Consider the following 13839-nt stretch of genomic DNA (forward strand, 5'->3'; position numbering starts at 1 on the left):
GCTGACAACTGCTTCACAAACACCTCCGGTTTCGGGGTACGAGACAAGGAACTTGTGGGGCGCCCGCAAGAAGGCCGCCGACGCGGGCAAGCCGATTCTGCTCTGGGAAATACGGGCACCCCCTCGGTTGTGGATGAAACAACATCGTGGTGGGCCGCGCGTCCGCCTTCGCCGATCCTGACATCATCCGCATGTGCCAAGAGAAGTTCGTTCCCGTGACCGGTGACGACTGGTACCAGCGCCGGCGCAAAGACAAAGAAGGCGCGTTCTTCCGCGGCATTGCCGACTCGCTCGGTAAGAAGGGTCACACGCTCCAGGCATCTACGTGTTTACGGCTGATGGCACAACGACCGCTACAAGAACACCGGCCAGAGCGCGGACGCGATCAAGAACATGATGTGCGTTGGCCGGCGACAAGCCCGGCGATCTCGTTCCACCGCAAGGTATCCGCGACAAGGGTACTTGGGGCTGAAGTGAACCGGCTCTTGGTAGCCGTGTCACATTCCGGGAAGAAGCTGAATGCTCTGCCGAAACCGTTACGTGTCTCCACGGAAAATCGAATGGTGCCACAACCGCAAAACCAAGCAAGCGAGGGCATCGGGACGTATTTTGCCTTCACTCTGACATCTGTAATCACGCTGCCGAAAGCAGATTGGGCGAAGTTCTTGGAAGTGTTGGACGCGCCACTGGCGCCGATCGATGAGCTGAAAGCGCTCTTCGCGGAAGCCGGGCCGCGGGGTGACAACAAGCCGTTTACGATCGCGGAGTGATCGCGCTAAACCACTCCGCGACTCTGCACACAGCACGTTTCGGATGACGCCGAATTGGTTGGGCGCGCTATTTCACGCTGACTCCGACCGGCGCGCTCCAGTGCCCGCAGCGCCCGGTGTTGTCGCGCCAGCGGGCGCGGACCCGGTACTCGCCCGGTTCCTTGAACACTTCCGGCGGGATGTCGATCGTGCGGCCCGATTTCACCTCTTTCCGCCAGTGCTCGTCGAGTTCGTACCAACCGAGTTGACCGACCCGCCCGACCCGCCACTCCAGCACCGCTGACGTGTGTTTGGCAGGTGAGGCGAACGCTGATGACTCGAACCGGAACTTGCCGCCGGTCCGGTCCACCGTCGGCTTCGCGGGGATCTTGTCGTCCTTGGCTTCGTGGGCCAGGTAGCCCCACCCGTAGCCGCGCGGCTCGCCGTCGTTCGGGGCGTAGTTCTTGGTTGGGCGCGAGTCGGTGCAGAAATCGACGAGGTACTTGCGGAACCCCGCGAAATCGTTGGTTGCCAGAGTTCGCGTCCACTTCCCGCCGAAGTGCTCGGCGCTGGCCGGGTTCACGAAGTACGCGCCCTGCGGGTTGATCCGCGGCGAGAAGTTCCAGCGCGCCTCATCGAGTCGGGGCCAGTCCACTGTATGCTCCTTCGGGGTCAGCGCGGCGCCGAGGTCCGATACCAGTTGCCCCACTTGACCGCCGCGTTCGGTGCCGTTGGCGGCGAACAGGTCGAGGATCTCCCGCGCGCGGTTGCGGTACTCGATCGCGATCGCGGGGTGATTGAGGCACCCGATGGCCTCGATGTAGCCCGGCTGGTGGTGCCGCGGGACGAACGTCATGTCCATGTCCCACGGGATCGGTGCCCATCGGCCGTCGGGGTGGCGGTAGTACCCGTGGTTGCCATCGGGCCGCAGGTCCACGTTGCCCAGCAGCCGGTTCAGTGCGTGGAAGCTGTAGTACGCGGGCAGGTCGAGGTTCTTCCGCCACCAGTCTTCCTTGGGGTTCGACCGCATCCCGTTGAGGAATTTTTCCCACTCCTTCGGCGCGTCTGCCATCTCCTTGGGTGCGTGCTTGACGCCGCTCTGCGCGCTAACCGTCAAGCCGTCCGCCAGTTTGCGGTCGGCGAGCAGCTTCGGCTTCATGTCGCCCATCGCCACGTACAGGCCCCACAAGTCGCCCGCGAACTGGTCCTTTGCGGACACCTCGTCGGCGTCCGTGACCACGCGCCACTGCACCCACGTTGCCGGGGGAGCGGGTACGCCGGCGAGCCGGTACGAGCGCATCGAGAGCACTTCGTCCAGGCCCGCGATGCCGCGGTGGACCGGCAGGTACGGGGTGGAGCCGCCGGGGTTCAGGTCGAGGCCGTCGCACGCGGCCGGGAACGGTTTGCCGTCGTGGTCGGCGAAGGGAACATCGTGCCCGCGGTTGAACTTCAGTCCCCACTTGTTCTTGCCGGCGATGTGGGCGCTGCCCTGGCCGCGGTTGCTGTACTGGATGTGGTCGTACACCACGCCGCGATAAACGAGCGTGCCCTGCTGCTTCTGCTTGTGGGCGTTGCCGTCCCACTGGCTCTTCGCGACGTCATCGGCCCGCGCCAGGAGGTGCAGGGTTTGCAGCGTGCCAAGGAACTCCGCGGAGTAGTTGACCGGGAGGGCTTTGCCCGGTTTCCGGGAGCCGCTCCAGGCCGCGGGGCCAGCATCGCACCACCACGCGAAGTTGGGGCACGTGTCGTCGGCTTCGGGGGCTTGCACCGCTTTGCCGCCACGGTCGGTCGCCGTAACGCGGTACCGCAGCAACCAGCGGTGTTTCTGGTACGTTGCCGGGACGCGAACGCTGTACACGCCGTCGCCGGCTTTCGCATCACCGTCTTTGCCGTCGTCGTGCATCGGCAGATCGGTCCAGTCCTTCGCGTACTCGGCGTCGGTCTTGCGAACGTACTTCCCGGGTGCGACGGCCTGGAGCTTCAGTACCGGTTTGGTCACGCCCTCCGCCAGTCGCACGGTGACCAACACCGGCACGTCGGGCTTCGGCGCGACCGGTTCGTGCCGCACGTTGATGATCGCCGCCGCCTTCTCCGGTTCGACAGCTCGCGCGCCTCCGACCGATGCGACGAGAACCAGCCACGAGAGAATCAGCCAGCGCCAGTAACAGGCGGTCATACGTAGTCCTCGCGGCAGGTGCGGGATGCTCGTCTCGTGACGCAAACCGTCACTCCTTGCCCAACACCAAGTCTACGACCCAGCACCCGCGCACGTGAACTTGGTTCGCGTCACGGCAGTGGTTCAGGATGTCGTCATTATCACACCCGGCATCCTGAATCGCGTCGGCGAGAATCGGCATCGCACTGAAGTCGCGCGACTCGTACATTTGGGCGGCCAGTGTGACGGTTGTCGAGGTGCGCCAATCGGGGGAGAAGGCAACAGGGCGGAACGGGTTCCCGAAGATGTCGCGACAGATCGCAGGAATGCGGAGTTGCCATTCGTGCGGTCCCGATCCCGCAAGACTGAGCCAAACCGCCTCCTCGGTCACCCAGTCGATCCCGGACGCCGCTGAGTGGTCGTAGTCGACGTGGGACGCCGTCCGCGCAATTCGATCCAGCGCGAACCGCCTGAACCGCTCCGGCGACCAGTTATCCGTGTCGTTGGCCACGAGTCCGGCCGCCCACCGTCCCACCCGCGAGAGGATCGCGCGCCATCCGCGATCTAGTGGCGCGCTCGGCGCGGAGGGCCGGAGGTACTCGTCCAAAAAAGCATCAACCTCCACGGCAATCAACTTCGACGCCGTCACCACCTCTTCGGGGGGCGCCAAACCAACGAGGTATCGCTCGGTTGTTTCGACTGCGGCGCGGAAGGCGTCCCCGGTCAGCGCTGGATCAACGGCCCGGCAGTACGCGCAGAGAAACAGTCGCCGACCGCGGTCTCTGACCCAGCACCTCGGAAAGTGGTGGACCTCCACCGCACCCCGACCCGGAAGGTTGACCGTCTCCCCGACAACCGGCTCCCCCAGCACGAAGCGCAGCATCGGCACCAAGTCTTCGCACGCGAGCCATTCCGCTTCGGTCATTGGTCACTCCCTTCCGCCCTCAACATAGCCGATGCGCCGCCGGGTGCAGGCCTGCCGGTTCGTCGCATTTGGGTTTTAGATGGCTTGGAGTGCCCCCCAAGTGACGCCGAGTTGGTTGAGGGCGCGGAGGTGGCGCCAGGCCTCGTACCCGTCGCGCCCGGCGATCACACGGGTGCTGCGGTCCAAGAGGGAGCGACCTGTGAAAGTGTTTGAGCAGCACGTCCACGCGGAACGTGCGCGGCCCGAGTTCGCGCATCCGGCGCTCGGCGCGGAGAAGTTGCGAACAGGAGCACTCACACGCGGGTAAAAATCGAGCCGCTCAGCGTGCCCGTACTGTCTGCGAACGACTCCTGTTCGATGGCCAGCGCGCGCAGGACGCTGAGGTACATGTCGGACATGCGGGCGTCGTCCTTCTTCCAGTAGGTGCCGTGCTTGAGCCCCATCTTCGAGCCGCCGGCCACGAGCGTCGGCAGGTTCTTGGGGGTGTGCGTCGTGCTCGCGCCGCTGCCGTAGAGCACGATGGTGTTGTCCAGCACGGTGCCGTCGCGGTCTTGATACTTCGCCAACCGGCCCAGGAAGTGCGCGAGTTGCTGGCTGAGGAACAGGTCGTACTTCGCGAACGCCAGTTGGCCCGCCTTGTCCCCGGCGTGCGAGAGCGTGTGGTGCGTGTGGCCCAGCCCGAGTTTGATCGGGAACGTGTCGCTGATGCCCATCCCGTCCTCGCGGTTGAGCATGAACACCACCGAGCGGGTGATGTCCGCGTCGAACGCGAGCGCGATCAGGTCGAACATCACGCGGTAATAGTCGGCCGGGGCGCTCTCGTTCGTGGCGTCCAATTTCAGGTGCGCGTGGTCCTGCTTCTTGAGCGGCACATCGACCCACTTCTCCGCCGCGATCAGCCGCGATTCCAGTTCGTTGAGCGACGTGAGGTACTGGTCCATCCGCTCGCGGTCGGACTTACCGAGTTGCTTGTCGAGGGTCTTGGCGCTCGCGGAGACCGCGTCCACCAGCTTGATCTGCTTCTGGAGCTTTTCGCGCTCCGCGTTCATCGAGTCGCGGTCGCCACGGAAGAGGCGGTTGAAGACGCGGCGCGGGTTGTTGTCCGCCGGGATCGGGCGCCCCTCGAGGCTGTACGCGATCGTACCCGTCCGCGAGAGAAACCCGGTGCCCGCGTCGATCGACAGCACCAGCGAGGGTTGGCGGCAGTGTTTCTTCGTGTGCTGCGCGACCACCTGATCGAGGCTGGCCGTGTTGTACGTGCCCGGCTTCGGGTTGTGCAGCGGCGCACCGGTGAGCCACATGTCCGAGCACACGTGCGGGTCCGCCTTGGGACCGCTCGGGTGGTGCAGTCCGCCCAGGAAACTGAGGTTCTTGCGGAACGGGGCCAGCGGTTCGGTCGATTTGCCGAACACGAACTCGCCGTTCTTCTCGGCGGTCGGGAACCAGCTCCACTCGTCGATCCCGTGCGTCTTCTGCGGCAGCGACATGCCGTTGGCGGTGTAAATCGCGCAGAACCGGCGGGGCGCCTGTGCCGTGACCTCGGCGCCCATCGCGTCGAGCACCGGCAGTGCGAGCGCGGCCCCGCCGATCCCACGAAGAAATGCGCGACGGTCCAGTTGCGGTGCGGTGGGCATGGCTCGTGTCCGAGGGAGGCGGGTGGGGCGGGGTTACTTTTCGAGGAACATCTTGCTGGTCACGATGTAGCGGATCATATCCTGCATTCGGTACCCGGTGGCCTTCAATCTTAACGCATCTGTGCGCAGGAACTCAAGTTCGCCGTATGTCAGGTTGCGGCCGGTCGCGTAAATCGCCAGGTGCTTCAAAACGCTGAACGCGACCTGATCCACGCGATCGTCCGCGAGGTACTTCCGCAGCCCGGCGAAGTCCGCGATCTCGGTCTTGTCCGGCAGCGTCGATCGCGCGTCCACTTTGATCGTCTTGAACCGACCGGCGGCGTCGAACTCCTCGAACGGCACGCCCCACGGATCGACCTTCGAGTGGCACTGCGCACAACCGGGCTGGTTGCGGTGCCGTTCGAGCCGCTCCCGGAGGGAAGCGGACTTCGTGTCTTCCTTCAGTGCGGGGACGTTCGGTGGCGGATCGTCCGGCGGTTCGGCCACGATCTTGCGGGCGAGCCACGCCCCGCGCTTCACGGGGTTCGACTCGCGCCCGTCGGACAGCCCCGCGAGGATCGCCGGTTGCGTCAGGAGCCCGCCCAGGTCGGAGCGGCCGTGACGAATCGGCGCAAACCGGAACCCGCTCTCGGTCCGGTCCCCGAGGCCGTAGTAGTTCGCCACCACCTCGTTCGCCAGCACGAAATCGGACGCGACCAAGTTCCGCGCCGACAGGTTGTTCCGAACTAGGTACTCGAAGAACTGCACGGGTTCTTCCGCCAGTTCTCGGCGAGTGTCGCGGGTGAGTTTCGGGAACCGCTTGCGGTCCGGTTCGAGCACAGCGAACTTGTCGAGCGCTAACCACTGTGAAGCGAATGCACCCGTAAATTGGTGGGACCGCGGATCGGCGATCATCCGCGCGACTTCCGCGTCCAGCGTCTTCGGCAACGTGCCGTTCGCGGCCGACTTCAGAAGCGCGGCATCCGGTGGGCCGTTCCACAGGAAGTACGACAGCTTGGACGCCAGTTCGTAGTTGTCCAGCGGTTCGGCTTCGGGCGTGCGGCTCGTTTCGATCAGGAACAGGAACTGCGGAGAGACCAGCACGACCTGGAGCGCGTCCTTCACCGCGTCGCGGAAGCGTGCCCCGCCCTTGGTAGCCTTCTCATACACCGTGACGAACGCTTTTTCCTCATCCGCGGTGACCGGACGGCGGAACGCTCGCGTCGCGAAGTCGTGAATCATCTTTCGCGCGACTTCGGGCGTCTGGTCGTCGTTCGGGAAGATGCTCCGGTGCGGGGCCGGCGGCCACGTGTCGCACAGCGGTCCCTCGAACTCCACGGAGCGGATCAGCAACCGCGGCATATCGCGGCCGTCGGTGTACTCGCTCCGTACCCCGATTTCGCGAACGCCGGCGAGGTAGTTGACGTTGTCCTTCTCCACGTTCGGGTCCGGGTAGTTTTGAATCGCTCCTTCAAACACGAACTTGGTGAGCTTCGTGTCTCGGACCGCGTGCGGTTCGCCAACGGGTGCGAGCGTGCTGCCGCAATCGCGCCGGAACCCCAGGTGGACGCCGAGTTGCGGGGACCGTTTCTCGAACGCCTCGAACCGCTTCGCCAACTCATGGCCCGCGGCCAGTGGAGTGAGTGCGACTCGTTCCGGTACCGCTCCCTTCGCACCAACCATGAGCGCCCCGGTCGGCAGGCGCACCACGAGGAACGCGGGCTGACCGGGCGTGCCGGTGAAGTGGCGCTCGCCCAGTGCAAGCGTGAGTTCAGCGGGTTTGGCGCCCTTCGTCGTGAACACATCGATTTGATAAATGCCGGCACGCGGAACGGTCACAGTTTGGGGCGCTTTCAGATCGCGTACCGAGACGCTGTCGTTCGCCTCGGCGGGCTTCGTGCCCGCGTCGAGCAACAGGCCGTCGTCGTACTTCGCGGCCAGAACCGTCACGCGGAAGCGCCCGTGTTCTGGGAATTCCCGCAGCGCGATCTTGAAGTTGGCTTTCGGCCCGTAGGTGCTGTCCTGGCCGAAAATTTCCGAACTCGGGATCGCGGGCCGGAGCAATAGCCCTTGTGGAACCGTGCTGTACGCGCGGCCCTTCGGGTACCCGTGGCTGCCGCGCATGCACGCGAACACCGAGTGATAGATGCTGTCGTATTCGCGCCACCCGCGGACCGTGTCGTTCCCCTGGTAACCCTCGATGAAGCGGTACTTCGTCCGCATCAAGAATGGTTCGTAGGCGAACGGCTTGTTCGGCTTGAGTTGCTCCACCGTGAAGTCGCGCTTGTCCAGGAGCAGGCTGTCCGCGCCGAGGATTAACTCGTCCGCGATCGGCTTCGTGTTGATCCCCGCGCCGAGGTCCACGCGGAAGTTCTGGATCACCGGTTTCGCTTTCGGGTCGATGATGCTGCGGGTCAGCGCTTGGTCCGCGATGTCGAAGTACGCCTCCAGAAGCAGCGGCGAGATTTGGAGCGTTTCCTGATTGTTCACGAAGCCGTCCCGCGAAACCGCGTCCGGCGGCAGCACCTCCGCGAGATTGTCTTCGAGCAGGAGCAGCTCACGGAGCGTGTTGCGGTACTGCGCGACCGTGAGCCGGCGCACGCTGCCGTTCTTCGGCGCCGGGCGCAGTCGGGCGACTTTCAGCGCCTGTTCCGCCCATTCGACCACCTTCTTGCGCTCGTCGGCGGTCGGCTGTTTGGCGTCTTCCGGCGGCATCGCGCTGTCCTTCGTCTGACTCAGGACGTGTTCCCACAGTTTGAGGTGGCGGTCTTCCAACTTCGCGTCGAGGTGGTCGACGCGGACGCCAGAAGTCTGCTTGTCCGCGTTGTGGCAGCGGGTGCAATACTGCTTAAGGAACGGCTTCACGTCGCGGTCGAACGCGGTTTCGAGCGGATCAGCGGCCCGGACCGGCACCGCCGCGCACAGCAACGCGAGCACGGCGAACGGAAGTCGAGAAGAGGTCATGAAGGCGCTCGGGGCGGCGGGTAACGTGCGACTCGGCAGGAGTTTCGTCCCTGAAGAAGCTAACCGCGGGGGAGAGAAATCGCAATACTCTTCAACCCGGTTCAGCCGCCCGCTGGGACAATAATTGATGGCGCCCCGGTGCAGTTCACCGTCCGGCTGAGACCGTAACGGCGGCCCCGAGGAGCTTATCTTCACTCCACGGGAATGAAATTCAGTTGGCCGCGGGACGTGAACGCGGCGGCTCCTTTCTGCTTGGCGCCTCGTCCGCTGTGCGGCACACTGGTGCTCGATCATGACTGTAACCGAATCATGACTGTAACCGAGTTGCCGTGCGCGGGCCGCGGCCACCGTGAGACCTGCCCGCACGGGATCACTTCATGCGCTGGGCGGGTATCACGATCGTTTTGGTGATCGCGGCGGGGTGCGGGAAAAACCGAGACGACGGTCCACCGCCGTCCGACACCCCGCCACCCGGCGGTAGCGGCGGGGCGATCCCACTCAAGGTGCGGGCCAGCGCGAAAGACGTCGAGCGCTGGACGTACAAAGAATTAGTGGAGCATTTCAAGAAAGCCGGCCTGCGATACAAGTTCCTTATCATGACCCATCAGCACGTCGTCTCCGGTTACCTCGTCCCCGAGCAGTCGCCCTTCAACGACTGGACGGAGGCGGATACCGCGTACCGCACGAGAGACGAGCGCGTCGTTTATTCCGTGCTCAAGGAGACGCCGCAAGACGCGAAGCAAGAGGCCGAAGACGTGTCCGGGCTGAACCACGATGAGGCATTCGCGAGCGGGCGGTTCGTCTTTCGCGGTCCGCCCCGCGCGCTCCCCAAGTTCAAGGAAGTACTGCCTTAACCGCCGTACCCAGCGCGATTCGTGAGCCGGCCCGGAACCGTGGCCCGGTGTGCGAGCTTGTACGCGGCGCCCTCGCCCTAGAACGCTATACTCGCGGGTTTCACTTGCCTCCGGTGCCCGTTCGTGGAGAATTCCTTTCTCGCCCCGTCTGCCGAGGAGCCGCAGTATGCGCGATGAATTGCCGATCAGCCGCCGCGAGTTCGCAGTGACGACACTCGCCGCCGGGTTCGCACTTTCGACCCAGCCCGTCGCCGCCGAGACGATCACCACTGACACCAAGGGCCTCACCGCCGGGGAAATGAAGATCCCGGTCAAGGACGGCGACATCCCGGCGTACCGGGCCGCCCCGGACAAGGGCGGGCCGTTCCCGACCGTGCTGGTCGTGCAGGAAATCTTCGGGGTCCACGAGCACATCAAGGACGTGTGCCGCCGACTCGCCAAACTCGGGTACCTGGCCATCGCCCCCGAACTGTACGCGCGCCAGGGCGACGTGTCGAAGCTCACCGACATTCAGGAGATCTTCGGTAAGGTGGTCTCGAAGGTGCCGGACACGCAGGTGATGAGCGACTTGGACGCCGCGGTCGCGTGGGCCAAGAAGACGGGCAACGGGGACACGTCGAAGCTGGGCATCACCGGGTTCTGTTGGGGCGGGCGGATCACGTGGCTGTACGCGGCCCACAACAAAGACCTCAAGGCCGGGGTCGCGTGGTACGGGCGCCTGTCCGGGGCCGGGAAGTCGACCGAACTGCAACCGAAGTACCCGATCGACCTGGCGGGCGATATCAAGGCGCCGGTGCTGGGGCTGTACGGGGAGAAGGACACCGGCATCCCGGTCAAGGACGTGGAGGCGATGCGGGCGGCGCTGAAGAAGGCGGACAAACCGGGTGAGATCGTCCTCTACCCCGACGCCCCGCACGCATTCTATGCCGACTACCGCCCGAGCTATCGGAAGGAAGCAGCCGAGGACGGGTGGAAGCGGTTGCAGGCGTGGTTCAAGAAGAACGGCGTGGCGTGACGCCCGGGTAACGTGCGCGAACGCCCTCGGGCCGGGCACCGATCACTGCACCCGTGGTTGGTGCCTCCACTGTTCCTCAACCCAAGAGCGTCATTCCCGGGGGCGGCCCCAAACGCGCAGGGTGTCGTCGAGCGCGTAAATGAGCCCGCCCAATCGGTCCCATGCGACCGCCGTAACCGCGTCTCCGGTGCCGGGGAGGGAGAGCAGCTCCTGGCCCGATTCCACGTCCCACACGCGCACCGTCCGATCGGACCCGCCGGTGAGCAGCCGGGTGCCGTCGGGACTGAACGCGAGCGCGTTAACCCGCATCGTGTTCCCAACGAGCGTCCGAACCGTTTGCCCGGTCGCCGCGTCGCGGAGGCGCACGCCGCGGTCTAGGTCGGCCGTCGCGATCCACCGCCCGTCGCTGCTACAAGCGAGCGCGGCCGCTCCCCGGCCGTTATCGCCCCACGGCACCCGGGTGCCGGTCGCCACGTCCCACATCGTGACCGCGTCGATCGAAGCCACCGCGAGCCGCGAACCGTTGGGGAGGAATTCGAGGGCGTAAATGTACGTGTTGCCGGTGTCCAGCCGGGCGACCGGGGAGCCGTCGACCGGGTTCCACAACTGCACTCCGGTCGCCCGCGGCCCGCGCGTCGCCAGGCGCGTGCCGTCCGCACTGAAGGCGATGCGCAGACCCGGCGGACCGAATGTCTTGCCTTCGGGCGCGGGAGTGTCGGGGAACGCCCGGTTCCACACCTCTTTACCGGTGGTGGGATCGAGGAGCGCGATGCGCCCGCCCGCTTGCCCTGTAACGAGTTGCCCGGAGATCGGGTGGAAGGCGACGTCCGTACCGTGGGGGAACCGGCGCACTTCCTTTCCGGTCGCGGTTTCGAGAGCCGTCGACCGCGCGTGTGAGGGGTTCGCGAGAACCGGGAACCCGATGGCCGCGTGCGCTCCGCCCGGGGCCAACGACAGTGCCCCGCCGCCGTTGGCTTCTGCGATCGCGCGGACCTCCGGGCGCTGGGCGAGGTCCCAGATCCGAACGGTTTGGTCCCCGCCGCCCGATACCAGTCGCTTCCCGTCGCGGCTGAACGCGACGGCCGAAACGAGAGCCGTGTGCCCGCGCAGCGTTTGCGTGACCCGGCGCTTGGCCGCGTCCCAGACCACGACCTCCCCGTTCGCTCCACTAACGGCCACCGAGCGCGGGTCCGGACCGGTCGCGACCGCGGGCCGGGTGATACCGGGGTAGTCGAGCCGGTCCCGCAGCGCGCCGGTCGCCGGGTCGGTGAACAGGACCGCGTCGGCGTGAGCTTCGACGAGCACCCGGCCGGCATCGGCGAAGATCAAGCCCGCAACCGGGAGCGGAACCGATCGGCGCGCGATCGATTTTTCCGTTTCCAGATCCCAGGTGCGGACGGAGCAGTCGAGCGAACCGGTTACGAGCACGCGCCCGTCCGGGCTGAACGCGCCGGCGGTGACCTTCTGTTCGTGCCCGCGGAGTTCCGCGACCGGTTTCCAATCCGGAACGGACCACAGTTGAACGGTCCCGTTGTGCGCGGTGGCCAGTCGGGTGCCGTCACTGTTGAATGCGGCCCACAGCGCACGAGCGGGCTGGGCGACCGGCTTGCCGGTGTCCGCGTCCCAAACCGTGACGGCGTTGCCGTCGGCGATCGCGACCCAGTTCCGAGTCGGGTGAACGGCGAGGGCCGTGATCGGCGAATTGCCAATCGGCCAGTCCCACTGCTGTGTGCGCCCGGCCGCGTCCCACACGCGAACGTGCCCGGAGGCGTCGGCCGACACTGCCCGGCCGTCCGGCAGGAACCCGGTTCGGACGATCCAGCCCGTGTGCCCCGCGAGCCCCGGGCCGTCGGCCTTGCGGAGCGCATCAAGGTACCGCCACTCCCACCCGCGGAACTGTTCGGGGCACTGGTCGAGCACCGCCCACGCTTGCGGGAGCTGGTTGGCCGCGAACAGCCGGCCCGCGGAGGCGACCCGCTCCAGGTAGAGCGCCCGTTGCTCGCGGGCGAGAGTCTCTTCCAACTTGTACCGCATCGCGCACTCGCGCTGGTACGCGGCCCACACTTCGCGCTCCTTCGCACTGATACGGGCGTTGCTGTCGGCCAGCACCGCGACCGCGCCGATGAGCGCGGCGAGCGTGGTGCCGACCATCGCCGAAACGACCGGGTGGCGCCGCACGCGGCGGTAGGCGTGCTCCCACGTCGGAGTCGGGCGGGCGGTGATGGGCACCCCGAGGCGCCAGCGCTCCAGGTCGTCGGCCAGTTCCTGTGCGGTCGCGTACCGGCGCGCCGGGTCTTTTTCCAGGCACTTCAAACAGATAGTATCGAGATCCCGCGGGACGGCCGGGTTCAGGGCCGACGGGCGCTCGGCGGGTACGTTCGTGACCAGGTCCAGGGTCGCGAGCGGCGTTTCCGCGGCGAACGGCGAGCGCCCGGTGAGGCGGTTGAACAGGATCGCGCCGAGCCCGTACACGTCGGCCGCGGTCGACACCTGCTTCGGGTTGTTCGCCTGTTCCGGCGCCATGTACGCGGGCGTGCCCGCGACCACCGCAGTGAGCGTCTGCTGGTCGCCCGGGTCCACGCGCCCGGCGAGCCCGAAGTCGGCGACGTGCGGCCGCCCCGCGTCGTCGAGTAGAATGTTGGACGGCTTCAGGTCGCGGTGGAGGACGCCGCGCTGGTGGGCGTGGTGGACCGCGCGGGCGATGGTCTCGACGGCCCGCGCGTGTGCCCTCGGGTCGGTCCCACTGCCGGCCGGCGCGTCGCCCATGTTCCCGCCGGGGTACAGCTTCATCGCGAAGTACGGGACCGCCGAGCCGTCGGCGCAGCGCCAGTCCCCGACCTCGTACACGGGCACGATGTTCGGGTGGTCGAGCCGGGCGATCGCCTCCGCCTCGCGCGCGAACCGGGCGCACCCGTCGGCCCGGGGCACGTGCGCGAACGTCTTCACCGCCACGGTTCGGTTCAGGAGCAGGTCGCGGGCCTTGTACACGACGCCCATTCCGCCGTGTCCGAGTTCGCCCAGGATCTCGTACCCGGGAATGACCGGCGGACCCGCGAGCGGCGCCCCGGCGCGCTCCGCCGGGCGGGTCGCGCTGAACCAACCGGTGCGCCCGTCGCCGATTATCCGGGCGCGGAGCTCCCCCCCGAATTCGGGGAACCGCAGCCAAAACTCCTCCGGCCACGCGGGGGGGCGGTGGCGGTTCCGCAGCGCGAACTCGGCGACGAGCAGGTCCACGGCCAGGTCCCGCGCGCGCAGCGCCGGGAAGCGCGCGAAGTAGTCCTCGGCCCGGGCGTCCTCGCCGGCCCGGAGGCGGAACTCGAGATCGATGTGAACGAGTTCGACCAGTAGCCGCGTGGGGTGCGGCGCGTCGGGAGCGGCGAACGCCCCGACGTCGGGGCGCGCGTCGCGCGTGCGCCAGGCGTTCTCGAACGCGCGGATGGCCGACTCGCACGCGGCCCACGCGGTCTCGCCGATCAGGGTGCCCTGTTCCATGCGTCGTTCCGCGGAGAGGGATGATAACGCGCTAACTACCACATTAAACGATTGGGTTTACATCGTCCGGCG

Annotated in this window: 8 protein-coding genes; 3 read left to right on the forward strand and 5 right to left on the reverse strand. The window is 66.6% G+C overall.

The window, feature by feature from the left end; genetic code table 11:
• The first annotated feature begins 146 nt into the window (after nt 1–146).
• Nucleotides 147–770, forward strand: coding sequence for a hypothetical protein (locus J8F10_RS30725; RefSeq protein WP_210660365.1), 624 nt, complete (start codon nt 147–149; stop codon nt 768–770).
• Nucleotides 771–837: 67 nt separating this feature from the next.
• On the opposite strand, the gene J8F10_RS30730 is transcribed toward J8F10_RS30725, so the two are convergent.
• From J8F10_RS30730 to J8F10_RS30745, 4 genes are all read right to left on the reverse strand, one after another.
• Nucleotides 838–2925 (reverse strand): choice-of-anchor X domain-containing protein, encoded by a 2088-nt coding sequence (locus J8F10_RS30730; protein WP_210660366.1) that lies wholly within the window; start codon nt 2923–2925, stop codon nt 838–840.
• A 49-nt stretch (nt 2926–2974) separates the two neighbouring features.
• Nucleotides 2975–3829, reverse strand: a complete 855-nt coding sequence (locus J8F10_RS39405) for a hypothetical protein (protein ID WP_246523667.1) — start codon at nt 3827–3829, stop codon at nt 2975–2977.
• 293 nt (nt 3830–4122) lie between these two features.
• Nucleotides 4123–5463, reverse strand: a complete 1341-nt coding sequence (locus tag J8F10_RS30740; RefSeq protein WP_210660367.1) for a DUF1552 domain-containing protein — start codon at nt 5461–5463, stop codon at nt 4123–4125.
• 33 nt (nt 5464–5496) lie between these two features.
• Nucleotides 5497–8406 carry a DUF1592 domain-containing protein gene (locus J8F10_RS30745; protein WP_210660368.1) on the reverse strand — a complete coding sequence of 970 codons (2910 nt, stop codon included), beginning with the start codon at nt 8404–8406 and terminating at the stop codon, nt 5497–5499.
• A 377-nt stretch (nt 8407–8783) separates the two neighbouring features.
• Between J8F10_RS30745 and J8F10_RS30750 the strand changes: the two genes are divergently transcribed.
• The gene (locus tag J8F10_RS30750) at nt 8784–9260 is read left to right on the forward strand and encodes a hypothetical protein (protein WP_210660370.1); all 477 of its coding nucleotides are present in this window, start codon (nt 8784–8786) and stop codon (nt 9258–9260) included.
• A 166-nt stretch (nt 9261–9426) separates the two neighbouring features.
• Nucleotides 9427–10275 (forward strand): dienelactone hydrolase family protein, encoded by an 849-nt coding sequence (locus J8F10_RS30755; protein ID WP_210660372.1) that lies wholly within the window; start codon nt 9427–9429, stop codon nt 10273–10275.
• A 90-nt stretch (nt 10276–10365) separates the two neighbouring features.
• Here J8F10_RS30755 and J8F10_RS30760 read toward each other — a convergent pair whose 3' ends face one another.
• On the reverse strand, nt 10366–13767 hold the full coding sequence (locus tag J8F10_RS30760) for a WD40 repeat domain-containing serine/threonine protein kinase (RefSeq protein WP_210660373.1): 3402 nt from the start codon (nt 13765–13767) through the stop codon (nt 10366–10368).
• Between the last annotated feature and the right edge of the window lie 72 nt (nt 13768–13839).

The sequence above is a fragment of the Gemmata palustris genome, assembly GCF_017939745.1.
GTDB lineage: Bacteria > Planctomycetota > Planctomycetia > Gemmatales > Gemmataceae > Gemmata > Gemmata palustris.

What these genes read in the sequence shown, in the direction of transcription:
- J8F10_RS30730 (WP_210660366.1), bottom strand. Translation starts at nt 2,925, where the DNA reads ATGACCGCCTGTTACTGGCGCTGGCTGATTCTCTCGTGGCTGGTTCTC.
- J8F10_RS39405 (WP_246523667.1), bottom strand. Translation starts at nt 3,829, where the DNA reads ATGACCGAAGCGGAATGGCTCGCGTGCGAAGACTTGGTGCCGATGCTG.
- J8F10_RS30740 (WP_210660367.1), bottom strand. Translation starts at nt 5,463, where the DNA reads ATGCCCACCGCACCGCAACTGGACCGTCGCGCATTTCTTCGTGGGATC.
- J8F10_RS30745 (WP_210660368.1), bottom strand. Translation starts at nt 8,406, where the DNA reads ATGACCTCTTCTCGACTTCCGTTCGCCGTGCTCGCGTTGCTGTGCGCG.
- J8F10_RS30750 (WP_210660370.1), top strand. Translation starts at nt 8,784, where the DNA reads ATGCGCTGGGCGGGTATCACGATCGTTTTGGTGATCGCGGCGGGGTGC.
- J8F10_RS30755 (WP_210660372.1), top strand. Translation starts at nt 9,427, where the DNA reads ATGCGCGATGAATTGCCGATCAGCCGCCGCGAGTTCGCAGTGACGACA.
- J8F10_RS30760 (WP_210660373.1), bottom strand. Translation starts at nt 13,767, where the DNA reads ATGGAACAGGGCACCCTGATCGGCGAGACCGCGTGGGCCGCGTGCGAG.